This is a genomic window from Tardiphaga sp. 619_E2_N8_4 (genome assembly GCF_051810905.1).
GTDB classification, from domain to species: Bacteria; Pseudomonadota; Alphaproteobacteria; order Rhizobiales; family Xanthobacteraceae; genus Tardiphaga; species Tardiphaga robiniae.
The window spans coordinates 5,763,791-5,781,356 of sequence record NZ_JBPWQJ010000001.1 but is presented as its reverse complement, the minus strand read 5'-3'; the positions used below and the strand labels follow the sequence as shown (position 1 = coordinate 5,781,356).

15 protein-coding genes are annotated in these 17,566 nt (G+C 62.8%); 3 read left to right on the top strand and 12 right to left on the bottom strand.

All coding sequences use genetic code 11. From position 1 onward, the window contains the following. Positions 1-113 precede the first annotated feature (113 nt). The 6 genes from AB8A23_RS27495 to AB8A23_RS27470 form a co-directional block, all read right to left on the bottom strand. A complete protein-coding gene (locus tag AB8A23_RS27495; protein ID WP_439057528.1) occupies positions 114-1,748 on the bottom strand; it encodes an ABC transporter ATP-binding protein in 1,635 nt (544 codons plus the stop codon). Beyond that, positions 1,745-2,575: an ABC transporter permease gene (locus tag AB8A23_RS27490; protein ID WP_120289215.1), complete on the bottom strand. Its 831-nt coding sequence runs from the start codon at positions 2,573-2,575 to the stop codon at positions 1,745-1,747. The genes AB8A23_RS27495 and AB8A23_RS27490 overlap by 4 nt, the downstream gene beginning before the upstream one ends. A gap of 4 nt (positions 2,576-2,579) precedes the next feature. Then, a complete protein-coding gene (locus AB8A23_RS27485) occupies positions 2,580-3,557 on the bottom strand; it encodes an ABC transporter permease (RefSeq protein ID WP_439057529.1) in 978 nt (325 codons plus the stop codon). Between the two features lie 24 nt (positions 3,558-3,581). Beyond that, positions 3,582-5,195 carry an ABC transporter substrate-binding protein gene (locus tag AB8A23_RS27480; protein WP_439057530.1) on the bottom strand — a complete coding sequence of 538 codons (1,614 nt, stop codon included), beginning with the start codon at positions 5,193-5,195 and terminating at the stop codon, positions 3,582-3,584. A gap of 226 nt (positions 5,196-5,421) precedes the next feature. Then, positions 5,422-7,539: a catalase gene (locus AB8A23_RS27475; protein WP_439057531.1), complete on the bottom strand. Its 2,118-nt coding sequence runs from the start codon at positions 7,537-7,539 to the stop codon at positions 5,422-5,424. Positions 7,540-7,619: 80 nt separating this feature from the next. Further along, positions 7,620-8,162: a DUF4142 domain-containing protein gene (locus AB8A23_RS27470; protein WP_175366880.1), complete on the bottom strand. Its 543-nt coding sequence runs from the start codon at positions 8,160-8,162 to the stop codon at positions 7,620-7,622. Between the two features lie 210 nt (positions 8,163-8,372). Here AB8A23_RS27470 and AB8A23_RS27465 point away from each other — a divergent pair, with 210 nt between their 5' ends. Continuing rightward, on the top strand, positions 8,373-9,302 hold the full coding sequence (locus AB8A23_RS27465) for an N-carbamoyl-D-amino-acid hydrolase (protein ID WP_175366879.1): 930 nt from the start codon (positions 8,373-8,375) through the stop codon (positions 9,300-9,302). Between the two features lie 251 nt (positions 9,303-9,553). On the opposite strand, the gene AB8A23_RS27460 is transcribed toward AB8A23_RS27465, so the two are convergent. Continuing rightward, entirely contained in the window at positions 9,554-10,213 is a 660-nt protein-coding gene (locus tag AB8A23_RS27460; protein WP_170849729.1) for an aspartate/glutamate racemase family protein, read from the bottom strand. A 99-nt stretch (positions 10,214-10,312) separates the two neighbouring features. On the opposite strand from AB8A23_RS27460, the gene hydA reads away from it, so the two are divergent. Further along, on the top strand, positions 10,313-11,779 hold the full coding sequence (gene hydA / locus AB8A23_RS27455; protein WP_439057532.1) for a dihydropyrimidinase: 1,467 nt from the start codon (positions 10,313-10,315) through the stop codon (positions 11,777-11,779). A gap of 8 nt (positions 11,780-11,787) precedes the next feature. After that, positions 11,788-12,894, top strand: a complete 1,107-nt coding sequence (locus tag AB8A23_RS27450) for a DSD1 family PLP-dependent enzyme (RefSeq protein ID WP_439057533.1) — start codon at positions 11,788-11,790, stop codon at positions 12,892-12,894. A gap of 144 nt (positions 12,895-13,038) precedes the next feature. Here AB8A23_RS27450 and AB8A23_RS27445 read toward each other — a convergent pair whose 3' ends face one another. The 5 genes from AB8A23_RS27445 to AB8A23_RS27425 all read right to left on the bottom strand — a co-directional run bounded on the left by AB8A23_RS27445 (position 13,039) and on the right by AB8A23_RS27425 (position 17,525). Beyond that, the gene (locus AB8A23_RS27445) at positions 13,039-13,746 is read right to left on the bottom strand and encodes an ABC transporter ATP-binding protein (protein WP_439057534.1); all 708 of its coding nucleotides are present in this window, start codon (positions 13,744-13,746) and stop codon (positions 13,039-13,041) included. After that, positions 13,746-14,498: an ABC transporter ATP-binding protein gene (locus AB8A23_RS27440; protein WP_320447283.1), complete on the bottom strand. Its 753-nt coding sequence runs from the start codon at positions 14,496-14,498 to the stop codon at positions 13,746-13,748. The genes AB8A23_RS27445 and AB8A23_RS27440 overlap by 1 nt, the downstream gene beginning before the upstream one ends. Continuing rightward, entirely contained in the window at positions 14,495-15,331 is an 837-nt protein-coding gene (locus AB8A23_RS27435) for a branched-chain amino acid ABC transporter permease (protein ID WP_120288801.1), read from the bottom strand. The genes AB8A23_RS27440 and AB8A23_RS27435 overlap by 4 nt, the downstream gene beginning before the upstream one ends. Next, positions 15,331-16,209, bottom strand: coding sequence for a branched-chain amino acid ABC transporter permease (locus AB8A23_RS27430; RefSeq protein WP_068738539.1), 879 nt, complete (start codon positions 16,207-16,209; stop codon positions 15,331-15,333). The genes AB8A23_RS27435 and AB8A23_RS27430 overlap by 1 nt, the downstream gene beginning before the upstream one ends. Positions 16,210-16,298: 89 nt before the next feature. Beyond that, the gene (locus tag AB8A23_RS27425; protein WP_170849727.1) at positions 16,299-17,525 is read right to left on the bottom strand and encodes an ABC transporter substrate-binding protein; all 1,227 of its coding nucleotides are present in this window, start codon (positions 17,523-17,525) and stop codon (positions 16,299-16,301) included. Positions 17,526-17,566: the final 41 nt, after the last annotated feature.

Here is a 17,566-nt window from a genome sequence, read left to right as displayed (position 1 = left end):
CATCCTGAGGAGCCGCGCAGCGGCGTCTCGAAGGATGGGCGCGAGCTCGGAACCTAGCCATCTCATGGTTCGAGACGCGCGCAAGTGCGCGCTCCTCACCATGAGGGATGGAGCTACACCGTCACCGGCTTCCGGCTGCGCGCAAAGTCGCCGCCGGGGATCGAAGCCAGCAGGGCCTGCGTATAGGCATGCTGCGGATTGCCGAACACTTCGCCGGCCAGTCCGTGCTCGACGACTTCGCCGTCCTTCATCACAGCGACGAGATCACAGATCTGCGCGGCAACGCGCAGATCGTGCGTGATGAAGACGATCGAGAGCCCAAGCCGCTCGCGCAGTTCGTGCAGCATCTTCAGCACCTGCGCCTGCACGGAGACGTCGAGCGCCGAGACAGCCTCGTCGGCCACCAGCACGTCGGGCTTCAGCGCGAGCGCACGCGCGAGGCCGATGCGCTGGCGCTGGCCGCCGGAGAATTCGTGCGGGAAGCGATCGATCGCGGAAGGATCAAGACCGACCAGCCTGAACAGTTCTTTCGCTTGCGCCATGGCATCAGCACGCGGCGTACCGTGCACGATCGGGCCTTGCGCCACGAGATCGCCGGCCTTGCGGCGCGGGTTCAGCGAGGCGAACGGGTCCTGAAACACCATCTGGATGTGTTTGGTCTCGCGGCGCACCTCGTCGCGCGTGAGCTTCGCCCAGTCCTTGCCTTCCAGCACGATCGCGCCGCTATCGGGATCGATCAGCCTGATGATGCAGCGGGCCAGCGTCGATTTGCCCGAACCTGACTCGCCGACAATGCCGAGCGTCGCACCGCGTGGCAGTTTCAACGACACAGACTTCACCGCATGGGTTACGCGCACGCCGCGGCCGAGAAAGCCGCCATTGCGATAGGTCTTCGACACGTTGTCGAGCGTCAGGATGACGTCGTCGGACAGTGCGCGCGGCGGCGGCGCCGTCAGCGGTGGCACCGCGGCGATCAGCTGTTGCGTATAGGGATGCTGGGGATTGGTCAGCACGTCCTTGACCGCGCCTTGTTCGACCACATTGCCGTGCTGCATCACCACGACCCTGTCGGCGATCTCGGCGACGACGCCAAAATCGTGGGTGATGAACAGCACCGCGGTACTCCTGCGGCTCTGCAATTCCTTGATCAGTTTCAGGATCTGCGCCTGCGTGGTGACGTCGAGCGCGGTGGTCGGCTCGTCGGCAATCAACAGCCGCGGATCAAGAGCGAGCGCCATGGCGATCATCGCGCGCTGGCGCTGGCCGCCGGAGAGTTCGTGCGGATAGGCACGTGCGGCCTGGGCGGGATCGGGAATGTGCACATCCTGCAGCAGTGCCAGCACGCGCGCCTTGATCTCGGCCTTCGAGAGTTCGGTATGGATCTCGAACATCTCGCCGATCTGGTCGCCGATGGTGCGCAGCGGATTGAGCGCCGTCATCGGCTCCTGGAAGATCATCGCGATGCCGGCGCCCCGCACCTTGCGCATCTCGGCATTCGACGCGCTGGCGAGATCCTTGCCCTCGAACAGCACGCGGCCGCCATCGATGGCGACTTCGCCGGGCAGCAGTCGCATGATGGCATTGGCCATGACAGACTTGCCGGAGCCGGACTCGCCGACCACGCAGACGATCTCGTTGGCGGCAATCGCCATGGAGACGCCGCCAAGCGCATGCGAGCGGTCGGCGCCCTTGGGCAGCTTCACGCTGAGGCCGTCGATGGTGAGGATCGGATTGTCCACGGCGCTCATCGGCTTTTCAGTCTCGGATTAAGCGCATCGTTGAGGCCCTGGCCGACCAGCGATACGGCGAGCACCGTGAGCAGGATGGCGATGCCGGGGATTGCGGAGACATACCACTGCACGCGCAGCACGTCGCGGCCGAGACCAATGAGGTTGCCCCATGACGCCACGTTGGGATCAGAGAGACGCAGGAAGGCGAGTGCGCTTTCCAGCAGGATCGACAACGCCATCACCACGCTGGCATAGACGATCACGGGCGGCAGCGCATTGGGCAGGATCTCGCCCAGAATGAGCTGAATGTCTTTCATGCCCAGCGTGCGTCCGGCCTGCACGAATTCACGGCTGCGCAGCGACATGAATTCGGCGCGCGTCAGCCGCGCCGGTGCCGGCCATGATACGATGCCGACCGCGATGGTGACGGTGGTGATGGTCGAGCCGAATACGGCGACGAGCACCAGCAGCAGCACGAAATTCGGCAGGGTCTGGAACGCCTCGGTGATGCGCATCAAGACCGTATCGACCCAGCCGCCATAATAGCCGGCAAAGGCGCCGATCAGCACGCCGATGACCACGGCGATGACAGTCGCGACGCCGCCGATCAACAGCGAGATGCGCGCACCGTAGAAAATCTGCGCGGCGATATCGCGGCCGGAATTATCGGTGCCCAATAGGAAGCGCGGATTGGAGAACGGCCAGATCAGCGGCCGACCGGCCAGCGCCAGCGGATCGCGCGGATAGATCCAGCTCGCGGTGATCGCCATCACGATGACCACCAGCAGGAGCAGCAGGCCCACGACGGCGGCCGGGCTGCGGAAATAACGTTTGATCGCGTCCATCATCTCACGCCTCCGCCTGGATACGCGGATCGAGCCGCGCATAGAGAAGGTCGACGAGGAAGTTGACGAGGATCACGAGAAGCGCCGAGACGAAGACGATGCCGAGCAGCGTGTTCAGATCGCGCTGCACGACAGACTCATAAGCCAGCCGTCCGAGGCCGGGCAGGGAGAATACGCTTTCGACCACGACCGAGCCGCCGAGCATGGTGCCGGCCTGCAGACCGATCAGCGTCACCATCGGCAGCAGCGCATTGCGCAGCACGTGTTTCACCACCACGCGGGTCTCGTCGAGGCCCTTGGCGCGCGCGGTGCGCACGAAATCGAGGTTGAGCGCTTCCAGCATCGAGGCGCGCATGATGCGCAGATAAATCGCGAGGAAGATCAGGCCCAGTGTCAGCGTCGGCAGGATCAGATGCAGCGCGATGTCGATGGTGCGGCCAAATCCGGTCTGTACGGCGCCGATATCCTCGAAGCCACCGGCCGGCAGCCATTGCAGATAGATCGAGAACACCACGATGGCCATTAGGCCGAACCAGAATGACGGCGTGGCGTAGAAGACGAGGCCGAGGGTGGAGATCAGCGTATCCGGCCATTTGTTGACGCCGCGCGCGGCGACGACGCCAAGCAGCAGGCCGAAGAAAAACGCAAAGGACAGCGACGCGGTCATCAGCAGGATCGTCGGCGGCAGCCGTTCGAGGATCACGGTGGCGACCGGCTTGCCATAGATCGAGGAGAAGCCGAGATCGAGGCGGATCAGTCGCCACAGATAGTTGCCGAGCTGCATCGGGATCGAAAGGTCGAGCCCATAGAACTTGCGCAGCTCGCGCGCGGTCGCGGCATCGCCGCCGCCCATCTGCGCCATCATGGCATCGACGGTGTCTCCCGGTGCGAATTGCAGCAGCAGGAACACGCCGATCAGGATCAGGAATAGTGTGGGTATCGAGGCGGCGAGCCGCCGCCCCGCAAGGCTCAGGATGCGCATCTGGCTATTGTGGCGAAGTTTGGCTCAGGCGGAAAGCCAAAGATCGTGCCAGCTCGACGATCCCCAGCGCGGCGTGTTGGAATGGTTACGCGCCTTGGCCGTAATCACCGTGACGAAGATCTGTTCGATCGGCATCCACACCGGCAATTCGGTGTTGGCTTCCTTGACGAAGGTCGCGTAGAGCGCCTTGCGCTTGACCGGGTCGATCTCGGTGGCCGCGTCGTCGATCACCTTGTCGATGGCTTCATTCTTCCAGTCCCACTGGTTGGTCCAGGGCGCGCCCTTCGGCTGGCCCGAGCGATACCAGACCGTGGTCGAGACGGCGGGATCGTTGCGATACTGGTGCCAGCCGGTTGAGAGGTCGAAGGCGTGATCGTCATAGACCTGCTTCAGGAAGCCGCCGCCGTCGTTGCGGACAATCTCGACGGGAATGCCGACTTCGCCCAGCGACTGCTGGATGAAGGTCGCCCACAGCGAGATGTCCTCGCCCCAGGGCGCGGGCAGCAGACGCAGCGAGAAGCGGGTGCCGCCGGCACCCGGTTTGAAGCCGGCCTCGTCGAGCAGCGCGATCGCCTTCTTCTTGTCGTAGGGATATTGCGGCGTATCCGGACCCGGATAGAAGTCGGTGGAGACCGAGGGGATCGGGCCGGTGCCGAGCTTGGCGAAATCGCCGAGGAAGTTCTCGATGAAGAACGGCACGTTGATCGCATGCGCGATGGCGCGGCGAACGCGGATATCCGCGAGCTCCTTGCGGCGGAAGTTGAACTCGATGGTGTTGGTGCGCGCGTTGCCTTCATTGCCCTTTGTGGAGACGATGAAGCGCTTGTCCTTGGAGAGCCGTGCCGTGTCGGAAATCGTGAGACCGGTGAACGGGCTGTACTGGATGTCGCCGGCTTCCATCTGGGCGGCAGCGGCAGCGCGGTCGGTGACGACCTTCCAGACGATACGGTCGAGATAGGGTGCATTGGGGCGCCAGTAGTTCTCGTTGCGCTCGGCGATGATGTATTGGCCGCGCTCGTATTTGACGAACTTGAAGGGGCCGGTGCCGACCGGGGCGAGGTTGGTCGGGTTCTGCCGGATGTCGCTGCTGCCCTCATAGAGATGCTTGGCGGAGATGTAGCCGAGGTCCGGCAGCGCGCGCAGCAGCAGGCCGAGCGGCATCGGGCGCTCATATTTGAAGATCGCGGTCTGCGCGTCCGGCGTTTCGACAGCGGTGAGGAACAGCTGCAGGGTTGATCCGTAATTGAGGATCTTCTTCCACATGTTCATGGCGGTGAATTGGACGTCGGCCGAGGTGAACGGCTTGCCGTCGTGCCAGGTCACGCCCTTGCGCAACTTGAAGGTGATGGTCTTGCCGTCCGGCGTGGATTCCCAGCTCTCCGCGAGCACGCCGACCGGCTGGCCATTGGCGTCGAGATCGACCAGTGCTTCCTGGATCTTGCCGCCGATGATGTAAACGCCGGTGGAGGCCTGAATGCTGGGGTTGAGCTGACGCTGTTCTGCACCGTAATGGACGTTGAACACGCCGCCCTTGCGGGGCGTTTCCTGCGCGAAGGCGCGTAGCGGGTTCGCGACATTGGCAGCAATGGCGGCGGAGGTCAGCAGCGCCGTGCGGCGGGTCATTTCCAGGCGGGTCATGGTGTCGAAGTCTCCTGCGTCGTGCCTGCGCAGATGGAACCAGCGCATAGCCCGCGCAACCTAGGGCATAACCGGCGGCCAAGTCATTCCCTAATGCTGCGGCGGCTCAGAGAATTCTTGCAAGACATAGCAATGGCGCAGCATAAAATGCCGCGCCATTGCTTCGACCTGAAAGCTTTGCTCAAAAGTTATGCCGGCCCGCACACAGGGCGGGCAACCGCATGCTTCAGCGCATCTTGACGCTCGGTTCGCGGCTCCAGAGCCGCAGCTTGGCCAGCTTGTCCATGAAGCCCGGCACGTCGTCGGCGCTGCCCAGCGCAACGACGCCTTCATCGAGGTCGTCCGCGATTCCCACCTTGGCGAACAACCGCTCGGCGGCCTCGGAATGTCCGATAAACTTGCAGTGGGCAAAGGCGTCGGTGACGAAGTCGCGGGCGGTTGATTCCTGCAAGAGGTCGTCGATTCCGGCTTCCGCCGGGAGCAAGGCCACTGCGTCATAGAGAACGGACGGGCCACCATCGATCATCTGGTCGGCGGCGACCAGGCTGCCATCGCTGGCTTCAACGCCGTTCACCTTTGGCGCAATGATCTCGTATGTTGCGCCGGCCTCCGTCACCGCGCCTTGCAGGGCGGCAAGCAGCTTGGCATCGACCCCGTCGGTGACGAGGATGCCGAGCTTGCGGCCCTCGAAACGCTGCGGGCCATTTGCGACAATGCTGAGCGCTGGCGACTCCGCCAGATCCTGCCGCGTGGGCATCGCCGCGTCAGCAGGCTTCGGCATCGTCGGAAGACCCAGCATGGTGCCGACCCTGTTGGCCAGTCCTTCATCGATGTTCAGGAGATGCGCGACCATGCGCTCGCGGATCACCGGTGTCTTCACTTTGCTCAATTCGAAAGTCAGCGCTGCAGCAATATGGTGTTGCTCGCCCCTGGTCTGGCTGATGAAGAACTGCCGTGCCTGGCTGTAGTGATCCGCAAAGCTCTCCGCGCGCAGCCGACGCTTCGCGCCTTGCTCTATGTCAGCAAATGTCTTGAAGCCTTTGGCGGTTGACTCGCGCGGGCCTACGCCGAACGAATTTGGCTGGTAGTTGACGCGACCGACCGGGTTGCGCATGGCCATGTGCCCGTCCTGCTGGAAATGTCCGAACGGACATTTCGGAGCATTGATCGGGATATGGGTGAAGTTCGGACTGCCGAGCCGCTTCAGCTGTGTATCCAGATAGGAGAAGTTGCGGCCTTGCAGCAGTGGGTCATTGGTGAAGTCGATGCCGGGCGGAACATTCTGCGTCATGAACGCGACCTGCTCGGTCTCAGCAAAGAAATTGTCCGGCATGCGGTCCAGCACCAGACGGCCGATAGCGATCGGGGGCACGAGTTCTTCGGGGATGATCTTGGTGGGGTCGAGCACGTCGAAATCGAATTTGTCAGCAAACTCGTTGTTGAATAGCTGCACCCGCAGCTCCCATTCGGGATAGTCGCCGGACTGGATAGCGCTCCACAAGTCGCGGCGATGAAAATCCGGATCGGCGCCGTTGATCTTGACGGCCTCGTTCCACAGCACCGATTGCAGACCGAGCTTCGGCTTCCAGTGGAATTTGACGAAGGTCGATTCGTCCTTGGCGTTTACGAAGCGGAACGTATGGACGCCGAACCCCTCCATAAAGCGGAAAGAGCGGGGAATCGTTCGGTCCGACATCTGCCACATGACCATGTGCATGCTTTCGGGCGTCAGCGAAATGAAATCCCAGAAGTTGTCATGCGCCGACTGCGCCTGAGGGAAGGCGCTGTCGGGCTCTTCCTTCACGGCATGGACCAGATCGGGAAACTTGATTGCATCCTGGATGAAGAACACCGGGATGTTGTTGCCGACCAGGTCCCAGTTGCCCTCTTGGGTATAGATTTTGACGGCAAAGCCGCGCACGTCGCGTGCGAGGTCGAACGAGCCCTTGCTGCCCGCGACCGTCGAGAATCGAACGAAGGCGGGGGTTCGCTCGCCTGCGCGCTGAAACAGATCTGCGCGGGTATGCTTGGCCAGTGAACCGTAATTTTCGAAGAAGCCGTGCGCCGCGTAACCGCGTGCATGCACCACGCGCTCGGGAATCCGCTCGTGATCGAAATGGAAGATCTTTTCACGAAAGTGAAAGTCCTCGAGCAATGTCGGTCCGCGCGATCCGGCCTTGAGCGAGTTTTGATCGTCGAAAACCGGGCCGCCCTGGGCGGTCGTCAGCAACGCGTCCTCTGGTCCGGCTATCTGATGGAGTTCGCCGCCTTCACCGCGAATGAGCGTCTGATCGTGAATCGTTGCATTGGTGGTGCCGCTTTTGGGCATCGATGATTTGGCCATGGGATGTCTCGCAGAAGTTACCGGGAGAAGGGCCCGCGATTGCGTTCGCGGGCCTCAGGGAGTTCGGCGTTGGGCAGGCGCTACTTGCTGAGGTTCTGCGCCATTTCGAGGTGATGCTTCAGCGCCGGCAGCGTCTTTCCGGCCCATTCCTTCAATTCGGCATTGTCGCCGCTTTTGGCGTAGCGCTCGAACAAGTCAACCGCGTCCTTGTGGGCGTCGACCTGGACCGAATTGAAGTTCTTGCTGAAGTCAGCTCCGCTTTGTTCCTTCAACTTGTCGAGCTTACTCTGATGCGCGCTGTCGAGCGCTGGCGGAAGTTCGGCCTTAACCTTGCCGCTGCTGACCATCGCCTTCAGCTCGGTGCTGGTCTTGGTGTGATCTTTCACCATCATAGCTGCAAAGGATTTCTCGGCGGCATTTCCCTTGCTTTCCGCCAGCGTGTTGGACTGGATCTCGAACATGTCGCTGATCGCGACCTGCTTGACGAAATCAGGGGTGCTCGGGCTGACACCGAGAACGGAATTGACTCCCGTCTTTTCGCCGACGGACTGCGCGTAAACGGCTGGGGCGAGGGCGGAGGACACGAGCAACAGGCTCGCGGCAATAAGGGTGCGGCGTTTCATGATTTTTCCAATGTTTGGACGAGGGCATCAGGTGTCAGCACAACCGGATCAATCGTGTTGTGTTCCGGACCAAATGAGGCAGGGGGCGAAGGCCCGGATCAGGCCTGTCTGGGCCGCCCGGTCCCAGCGGGCCGGAAGGGCCTCGTGTTGGCTCGATCATTGCTTTCGGTTCTGGTACAAACCGCACGCAACCCGAACCCGGATAATTTTATGCGTAAGCTTACCGTCGCCGCTGCCCAACTGGGCCCAATTCAGAAAGCCGAAAGCCGCGAGGCCGTGGTCAAGCGCATGCTGGCGCTGCTGGACGACGCCAGGGTGAAGGGCGCTGATCTCGTCGTCTATCCGGAACTGGCGCTGACGACATTTTTCCCGCGCTGGTACATGACCGACCAGAAGGAGGTCGACACCTGGTTCGAGTCGGAGATGCCGAACGCCGCGACCCAGCCGCTATTCGACGCCGCCGCCAAGGCCGGTATCGCACTCTCGATCGGCTATGCCGAACTGACCCCCGACGGCCATCACTTCAACACCCAGATCCTCACCGACAAGACCGGCAAGATCGTCGGCAAATATCGCAAGGTGCATCTGCCCGGCCATGTCGAATTCGATACCGAGCGTGCCTTCCAGCATCTGGAAAAGCGTTATTTCGAACCGGGCGACCTCGGCTTTCCCGTCTTCCGCGCGCTGGGCGGCATCTTCGGCATGATGGTGTGTAACGACCGCCGCTGGCCGGAATCCTATCGCGTGATGGGCTTGCAGGGCGTCGAGATGATCGTGCTCGGCTACAACACGCCGTCGGTGAATTCGCAGAAGTCGGTCGAGGGCCCGGAGCAGCGCCTGTTCCACAACCGCCTGTCGGTGCAGGCCGGCGCCTATCAGAACTCGACCTTCGTGGTCGCCGTCGCCAAGGCCGGAGATGAAGACGGTCATCCCCTGATCGGCGGCTCACTGATCGTCGATCCCAACGGCGTCATTCTCGCCGAAGCCAAGACCGAAGGCGATGAGCTGCTGGTCTGCACCGTCGATCTCGATGACACGAAGTTCGGCAAGGACACGATCTTCGACTTCAAGCGTCACCGCCGCATCGAGCACTATGGCCGGATCACCAGCCAGACGGGCGTGGTTCTGCCGCCGGAGTAAGGCGACGCTCTTAAATCGACGAGAAGCACTGACCTAACCTCTCCCCGCTTTGCGCGGGGAGAGGTCGCCGCGTCTTCGCGGCGAGTGAGGGGCGGTTCACCGCAGTCGCGTTAATGTCGGATTCTCGTGTCGATCGTCGAGCAGTTCGCTTGCTGTAGAGTTAAGGCTGAGTTCGTGCCTCGCCCCTCACCCCGACCCTCTCCCCGCGCAGTGCGGGGCGAGGGAGCGCATTCCCGCCGGAGTGAAATCCGCTACTGAAACATCACCGTGCCGATGGCCATGCTCACCGCAGCCTGGGTCGGATCGATCACCGGAATGCCGAGCGCATCCTCAAGCGCGCTGCGATGACGCGACATGCCCGCGCAGCCCATCACCACGGCGTTGGCGCCGTCCTCGTCCTTCAACTGGCGGCCGACCTTGATCATGCGCGCCAGCGTGTCGTCGCCGGAGGCAGCTTCCGCCACACTCATGTTGAGCGGTCGTTCGCCGGCGAAGCGATCCATCAGGCACATCTGGCGGAGATAACGCATGTGCCGGCCGATCGAGCCCTGCGCCACCGCGATGACGCCGAAGCGGTCGCCGCGCGACAGTGCCGTCAGCACGCCGGATTCGGCGATGCCGAACACCGGGCGTTGCGTCGCCTCGCGGCAGACATGCAGGCCGGGATCGGAATAGCAGGCGATGACGAAGGCATCGGCGGAATTGTCCGCGGCCACCAGCCGGCTCAGCGGTATCGTGACGCTTTCGAGATCGGCCTGCGTCTGCACGCCCAATGGTCCTTCCGCCAGCGTGACGCATTCGATCTCGGGCCCGGCCTCGAACATCACCGGTTGCAGTGCTTCGGCGAGGTTGCGCGTCACCTGCGGATTGCTGTTCGGATTGACCACCAGAATCTTCTTGCGGGGCTGCATATTCGGCTCCTTGTCAGGACAGCAGTATTACCGGAAAGTGCCGACCGTCAAAGCCTGTAAAATGTTCGCATATCTGATCTCATCCCTGGAGTTCTGCCCTTGTCCGATCCCGTCTACGACCTCGTAATCCGCGGTGGCACCGTCGCCACATCGAGCGATGTATTTGCCGCCGATGTTGGTATTACCGGCGAGACCGTCGTGGCACTGGGCAGCGGGCTTGCAGCCGGCAAGACGGAGATCGATGCAACAGGCAAGCTGGTATTGCCAGGCGGCGTCGATGCCCATGCCCATATCGAACAGCTCTCCGCAGCCGGCATCATGAATGCTGACACTTTCGAGAGCGCGACGCGCTCTGCAGCTTTCGGCGGCACCACCAGCGTGATCTCCTTTGCCGCCCAGCATGTCGGGATGGATGTGCAAGAGGTCGTCACCGACTATACGGCGCTTGCAAGGAAGGGCGCGATGATCGACTACGCCTTCCACATCATCGTGTCGGATGTGACCGACAAGGTCATCGCCGAGGATATTCCGGCGCTGGTGAAGCAGGGCCATTCCTCGATCAAGATTTTCATGACCTATGACCGGCTCAAGGTCGATGACGAGAAGCTGCTGGATATCCTCGCCGCTGCGCGTGAGGCGAAGGCGCTGGTCTGCGTCCATGCAGAAAATCACGGCGTCATCGCCTGGATGGTGAAGCGCCTGATCGACAAGGGCTACATCGCGCCGAAATATCACGCCGTCAGCCATGCGCGCGTGTCGGAATCCGAAGCCTTCACGCGGCTGATCGCGTTCAGCGAATTGCTCGACCAGCCGGTGATGATCTTCCACGTCTCGACCCGCGAAGGCGCTGCCGTGATCCGCGAGGCGCGCGGCCGCGGCGTCAAGATTTTCGCCGAGACCTGTCCGCAATATCTGTTCCTCACCGCCGAGGACATGGACAAGCCCGGCGCCGAGGGCGCGAAATGGATGTGCAGCCCGCCGGCGCGCACCACGGACGATCAGGAGGCGCTGTGGCACGCGCTGGCGCTCGGCGATCTGCAACTGATCTCGTCGGATCACGCGCCGTATCGCTATGACGAGACCGGCAAGCTGCGCGCCGGGCCGAACCCGACATTCAAGCAGGTCGCCAACGGTCTGCCGGGCCTCGAAGTGCGCCTGCCACTGCTGTTCGACGCGATGGTGTCGAAGGGGCGTCTTGGTCTCTCGAAATTCGTCGAGCTGACATCGACCGCACCGGCGCAGATCTACAATCTGCCGAAGAAGGGCTCGATCGCCATCGGCAACGATGCCGACATCGCGATCTGGGATCCCGCGCGCAAGGTGACGCTGACGGACGAGATGATGCACGATCTCACCGGCTTCTCGCCGTTCTCCGGCCGCACCGTCATCGGCTGGCCCGAGAAGGTGTTGTTGCGCGGCCGCGTGCTGGTCGATGGCGATACGTTCACCAGCAAGCCGGGCGAGGGACGCCTGATGCTGCGCGAGGGCGGCAGGGCCGCGACGCCGTCAGGCAAGCTCGCTGCGGAAATGGACCTGGCGAAGAACTTTGGCGCAAAGCTGCTGTGATGCCAAAGATGCTCGATCCCAATCTGCCAGCTTTTGCGGATATCCAGACGCCTGCGCTGGTGCTGGATGCGTCTGCTCTTCAGCGCAACATCACGGCCATGGCCGAGTTCGCCAAAGCGAACGGCGTTGCGCTTCGCCCACATGCCAAGACTCACAAATCGACGCGTATCGCGCAGATGCAGATCGAGGCTGGCGCTGTCGGCATTTCCTGCGCGACGGTCGCCGAGATCGAGGCCTTTGCGCAGGCTGGCATCACAGGGCTGCTGCTGACGACACCTGTCGCCGACCGACCGAAGCTCGCGCGTCTGGCCGCTGTCGCCGACCAATCCGATATCAGCATCGTCGTCGATCACGCCGACCAGATTCACGTGCTGCATGAATTGCTCGATGCCGGCAGCCGTCAGCTGCAGGTGCTGATCGATATCGATGTCGGTCAGCGCCGTACCGGTGTGGTCGATACCGCATCGACGCTCGCGCTCGCGCAACTGATCGAAGCCACGCCGGGCATGAATTTCAGTGGCATCCAGGGTTTCGCCGGTCATGTGCAGCACATGATCGACTCGCAGGAGCGCAGGGCAGGTGCTGCGCGCGTGCGCGCGATGCTCGACGAGCATCTGCATGTACTGACGGAAGCCGGCATCAAGGCGGAGATCGTCACCGGCAGTGGCACGGGCGCCTGCGCCTATGATGTCACGGGCACCTATACGGAGCTGCAGGTCGGTTCCTACGTGTTCATGGATTCTGACTACGGCAAGTTGGAGCACGAGGGTGGCGCGCTGCCTTACGATCCAAGTCTGTTCATTCTCGCCACGGTCACCTCGGTGAATCGTGCCGGCGAATTCACCGTGGATGCCGGCGTCAAGGCGATGGCCTTCAACGGCCCGGTGCCGTCGCTGATGTTAGGTGTGCCGGAAGGGTCGACCTATCGCTTCGGCGGCGACGAACATGGCATGATCACGATGCCATCAGGCGCGGAAGCGCCGAAACTCGGTAGCCGCGTATTGCTGCTGACCACGCATTGCGATCCCACGGTAAATTTGCACGCGGACTATCACGTGGTCGGGCATAATATCGGCGTGGAGACCTGGCCGGTGCTGGCGCGGTATGGGGCGTGAGAACCTCTCCGCTGTCGTCCCCGCGCAGGCGGGGACCCATACACTCTAGAGATTTGGTTAGAACGCTGACCGTTGTAACTCTGCCGCCTAACCGCGTTGACCGTGGTTATGGGTCCCCGCCTGCGCGGGGACGACAACTGAGTGTCAATGTGTCCCACCCAAAAACGCATCCGACACCGTCGGATCATTGATCAACGCCTGCGCTGTGCCTGAGGTCACAACGCGGCCGGTCTCCAGCAGATAGGCCCGGTCGACGATCTTCAGCGTCTGCCGCGCCTTCTGCTCGACCAGCAGCACCGTGAGGCCTTCGTTGCGGAACTGCGCAATCATCTTGAACAGCGTATCGGTCATCAGCGGCGCGAGGCCGAGCGAGGGCTCGTCGAGCAGCAGCAGCTTTGGCTTCGACAGCAGCGCGCGGCCAATGGCCAGCATCTGCTGCTCGCCACCGGAGAGAAGACTGGCGAGACCGTCGCGGCGCTTGCCGAGAATCGGAAAGCGCTCCAGCATCTTGCCGACGTCGGCCATCGCCTCGGCCTTGTCTGGGCGGGTGTAGATGCCCATCAGCAGATTTTCATAGACCGTCATGCGCGCGAGAATGCCGCGGCCTTCCGGCACCAGCGCGATGCCGCGGCGGAGATTCTTTTCGGCCGCATTCGGCACGAGCTTCTCGCCCTGATAGGTGATGTTGCCCTGGAACGGCAGCAGTCCCGCAATGGACCGCGCGATGGTGCTCTTGCCGGCGCCATTGGCGCCGAGCAGCGCGACGATCTCGCCCTGCTTGATGTCGAGATCGACGCCGCGCACAGCGGTGATGGCGCCGTAGCGGACCTGCAAGCCCCGGATCGTGAGCATCAGTCGTCCTTTCCGAGATAGGCGTCGAGGACGACAGGGTTGGCGCGCACTTCCTCGGGTTTGCCTTCGGCGATCAGCACGCCGAAATCGAGGACATAGAGATAGTCGCAAAGCCGCATCACGAAATTCATGTCGTGTTCGATCAGGAGAATGGTGAGGCCGGTGTCGCGCAAGCGGATCATCAGCGCGCGGATTTCCTCGGCCTCGTCATGGTTCATGCCGGCCACGGGCTCATCCAGCAGCAGCAGCTTCGGCCTGGCGGTGACGGCGCGCGCCATCTCCACCTTGCGCTGGATGCCGTAGGGCAGCGACTTGGCCGGGCGGTCGCGCAGTTCGGTGAGGCCGAAGAACGCCATCACTTCCTCGGCGCGTTCCTGCGCCGCCGGATTGGCCCAGGAGATCGGCAGCAGACGCCGCCACGCGCTTTCGCTATGCGGCTGCGCCACCAGCAGATGCTCCCAGACCGTCATGCTGCCGAACAGCCGGATGTTCTGGAAGGTACGGGCGATGCCCTCGCGCACGATGCGATAGGACGGCCACTGCGTGACGTCGACGCCCTTGAGTTTCACTTCGCCGGCATCGGCGCGATAGGCGCCGGTGATGGTGTTGAACAAAGTCGTCTTGCCGGCGCCGTTCGGGCCGATCACGCCGACGATCTTGCCTTCCGGCACTTCGCAGACCATGCCGGACAGCGCATGGATGCCGCCGAACGTCTTGGTGACGCCGGTGAGTTGAAGCAGGGGCGTGCTCATGCCGCGGCCCTCCGGAAGGTCAGTGTGCGGATCAGCGAACGATCGAGAATGCCTTGACGCCGTACCAGCAGCACGACGATCAGCAGCGTGCCGAAGGCAGCGAGGCGCCAGTCGGCGATCGGACGCAGGAATTCAGGCAGGAACACCAGAAGGAGAGAGCCGACCAGCGAGCCCGGTCCGACAGTGGAGCCGCCGAGGATCACGGCCAGCACGAATTCGATCGAGCGATCGAAGCCGAAATTGGCCGGCTCGATATAGACGTTGTGATGCGCGAACAATCCGCCGGAGACGGCGGCCACGGCGGCGCCGACACCGAAGGCACCGATCTTGGTCACGGTGGTGTTGAGACCGATCAGGCCGGCGGCGGTTTCGTCGTCATGGACGGCCTGCATTTCCAGCCAGACGCGCGAGCGCTCCAGCAGCATCACCGCGATCAGGATGCCGCCGGCCCACAGCCAGACATAGCCGACCGAGATGTGCTGCATGCCGCGATAGCCGCCGGAGCCGCCCATGGCGTCGAAGTTGAGGAAAAAGCTGCGCACCATTTCGCCAAAGCCGACGGTGGCCATCGCGAGATAGATGCCTTTCAATCTCAAAGCAGGGAAGGCAACGATGGCACCGATGATGCCGGCGGCGATCGCCGAGATCACAAGTGCGAGCGTCAGCGGCACGTTCAGCGCGACGGTGAGGTAAGACGACAGATACGCGCCGATTCCCATGAAGGCGCCGTTGCCAAGCGAGAGCTGGCCGGTGGCGAGGATGATATAGACGCTGAGTGCGCCGAGCAGGAGGATGCCGGACTCGGCGAGCAGGCTTGCATAATAGGTCGACATCAGACGCGCTGCCCCTGATCGGACCGCGCGCCGCCGAGCAGGCCCTGCGGACGCAGCAACAAAATCAAAATCATGAAGCCGTAGACGACGAAGTCGCGGACCTGCGAGCCGCCGTAAGCAACCGTCAGCACTTCGGCGATGCCGATCAAGGGACCCGCGACCAGCGCGCCCCAGATCTGGCGCGTGCCGCCGATCACCATCACGGCGATGGCCTTGAGGCCGATCTCGACGCCGAGATAGGGCGTGATGGTGCCGTAATGCAGCGCGATCAATACGCCTGCGACGCCGGCGAGCGAGCCCGACAGGATGAAGGCCAGCATGGTCAGGCGGTCAGCGGAGACGCCCAGGATTCTTGCGACTTCGCGGTTCTCGGCGACGGCGCGCAGCGCGCGGCCCATCGGGGTCTTCTGCACGATATAGGCAACCAGCGCGACCAGCACGACGGTGGCGACCAGCACGATCAGCTGCATCTCGCCGATATTGACCGGGCCGAGCGCGTATTGCTTGCCGAAATACTCGTCGGGGAGCTGGGCAGGATCCGAGCCCCAGATGTTGGTGGCGACGTTCTGCAGGATGATCGAGAAACCCAGCGTCGACAGCATCGGCGTCACCAGCGGCGCGTCGCGCAGCGGCTGGTAGCCGATCTTCTCGATGGCGATGGCGATCACGGCTGCGCCGAGCATGCCGCCGAGCACGGCGACCGGAAGCGGGAAGCCTGCGGTGATCAGCGTGAAGCCGAGATAGCCGCCGATCATGAAGAGTTCGGCAATCGCGAGATTGAGAATGCCGAGAATGCCCATCACGAGCGAGAACGACAGCGCCAGCAGCGTATAGACCGCTCCGAGCGTCAGGCCGTTGACGAGTTGCTGTATCAGCATGGGAATCGCAATCGTTAAATCAGGTGGTCGTCATCATGACTGCGGCCGGGAGGACTTCCCGGCCGCAGCGGCGTGGATGGTGCGGAAGATCAGCAGGCCGGGTGGCCGGGCGCGGAGCTGCAGCCCTTGACCTTGGTGTCCCAGGCGCCGTTCTGGCCCTGCAGCACGTAGAAGGCCTTGATCGCGTCGCCGTCGTCATTGAAGCCGATCGGGCCGCCGAGACCGGCAAAGCCTTCGAGCTTGGCAAGATGATCGCGGATCTTGGTGCGGTCGGCTTCGAGATCGGCCGGCTTGCCGGTGACGCCAGTCTTCTTGATCGCGTCGATATACATCGAGACGATCTCGTAGATGTTGGCGTCATACATCGAGGGTTCGATGTCCTTCGGCAGGCCCGATTCCTTGCGCAGCAGCGGCGTCAGGGTGGCCGTGAATTTCTCGGGTGCCGGGCCCGTCATGGTGGCGTAGAAGGTTGCGGGCGCGATCACCGGGATTTCCGGCGCAGCCTTGAGAATCGCTGACGAGATCAACTGGGTGGCGCCGACAACCGGCTTGATCAGACCCTGGCGCTTCATCTCGCGCAGCACGGTGATGGCCTGGCTGTAATCGGCGCTGACAACGACGCCGTCGGGATTCAGGGCCTTCAGTTTGGTGACCTGTGCTGACACGTCGAGGTCGCCGGTGTTGAACGACAGCAGATCGTTCTCGTTGGCGACGATGATGTCATTGGCCTTCAGTACAGCCGGCATGATCACCTTGCCGACGGTGGACGCCGTGGCGTCCTTGGCGTCGAAGATCACGGCGACGGTCTTGATGTTGAAGGCCTTCTTGTAGAAAGGCACGGTGGTCTTGGCGAGCACGCCTTCGTCGATGGTGTTACGGAATGCCCACGGACGGTTGAGTTTCGCCACGCCCGGCTTCGAGGAGGCCTGCGAGGTGGAGACCACCTTCATTTCATTGGCGACCGGGAACGTCACTTCGGCGGCGCTGGAGGTGAGCGGGCCGGCCACGGCAAGAACCTTCTCGTCGCCGGCCAGTTTGCGCAGCGAGCTTGCGGCCTGCGCCGGCTTGGCGGCGTCGTCGAGAATGGTGATCTTCAGCTTGGCGCCATTGATGCCGCCGGCATCGTTGGTCTGCTGTTCCAGCATCTTCAGCGTCACGGTGTTGCTGCGGCCCCACTCGGCGAACGGACCGGAGCTCGGCACCACCGCGCCGATGGCGATTTCCTGCGCCCATGCCTGACCGCCAACCATGGCGGAAAGCGTGACGGCGGCAACTGTGCCCAATACGCGCGGCAAATTCGATTTGATCCGTGACATCGACGATCGTCCTCTTCTGCTGATGCTTTTGCTGCAGTGAT

Bases quoted from the DNA above. Each gene is read 5' to 3' on its own strand.
- AB8A23_RS27465 (WP_175366879.1), top strand. From the start codon at position 8,373: ATGCGTAAGCTTACCGTCGCCGCTGCCCAACTGGGCCCAATTCAGAAA.
- AB8A23_RS27485 (WP_439057529.1), bottom strand. From the start codon at position 3,557: ATGCGCATCCTGAGCCTTGCGGGGCGGCGGCTCGCCGCCTCGATACCC.
- AB8A23_RS27470 (WP_175366880.1), bottom strand. From the start codon at position 8,162: ATGAAACGCCGCACCCTTATTGCCGCGAGCCTGTTGCTCGTGTCCTCC.
- AB8A23_RS27450 (WP_439057533.1), top strand. From the start codon at position 11,788: ATGCTCGATCCCAATCTGCCAGCTTTTGCGGATATCCAGACGCCTGCG.
- AB8A23_RS27480 (WP_439057530.1), bottom strand. From the start codon at position 5,195: ATGACCCGCCTGGAAATGACCCGCCGCACGGCGCTGCTGACCTCCGCC.
- AB8A23_RS27440 (WP_320447283.1), bottom strand. From the start codon at position 14,498: ATGAGCACGCCCCTGCTTCAACTCACCGGCGTCACCAAGACGTTCGGC.
- AB8A23_RS27425 (WP_170849727.1), bottom strand. From the start codon at position 17,525: ATGTCACGGATCAAATCGAATTTGCCGCGCGTATTGGGCACAGTTGCC.
- AB8A23_RS27460 (WP_170849729.1), bottom strand. From the start codon at position 10,213: ATGCAGCCCCGCAAGAAGATTCTGGTGGTCAATCCGAACAGCAATCCG.
- AB8A23_RS27435 (WP_120288801.1), bottom strand. From the start codon at position 15,331: ATGTCGACCTATTATGCAAGCCTGCTCGCCGAGTCCGGCATCCTCCTG.
- AB8A23_RS27475 (WP_439057531.1), bottom strand. From the start codon at position 7,539: ATGGCCAAATCATCGATGCCCAAAAGCGGCACCACCAATGCAACGATT.
- AB8A23_RS27495 (WP_439057528.1), bottom strand. From the start codon at position 1,748: ATGAGCGCCGTGGACAATCCGATCCTCACCATCGACGGCCTCAGCGTG.
- AB8A23_RS27445 (WP_439057534.1), bottom strand. From the start codon at position 13,746: ATGCTCACGATCCGGGGCTTGCAGGTCCGCTACGGCGCCATCACCGCT.
- AB8A23_RS27430 (WP_068738539.1), bottom strand. From the start codon at position 16,209: ATGCTGATACAGCAACTCGTCAACGGCCTGACGCTCGGAGCGGTCTAT.
- AB8A23_RS27490 (WP_120289215.1), bottom strand. From the start codon at position 2,575: ATGGACGCGATCAAACGTTATTTCCGCAGCCCGGCCGCCGTCGTGGGC.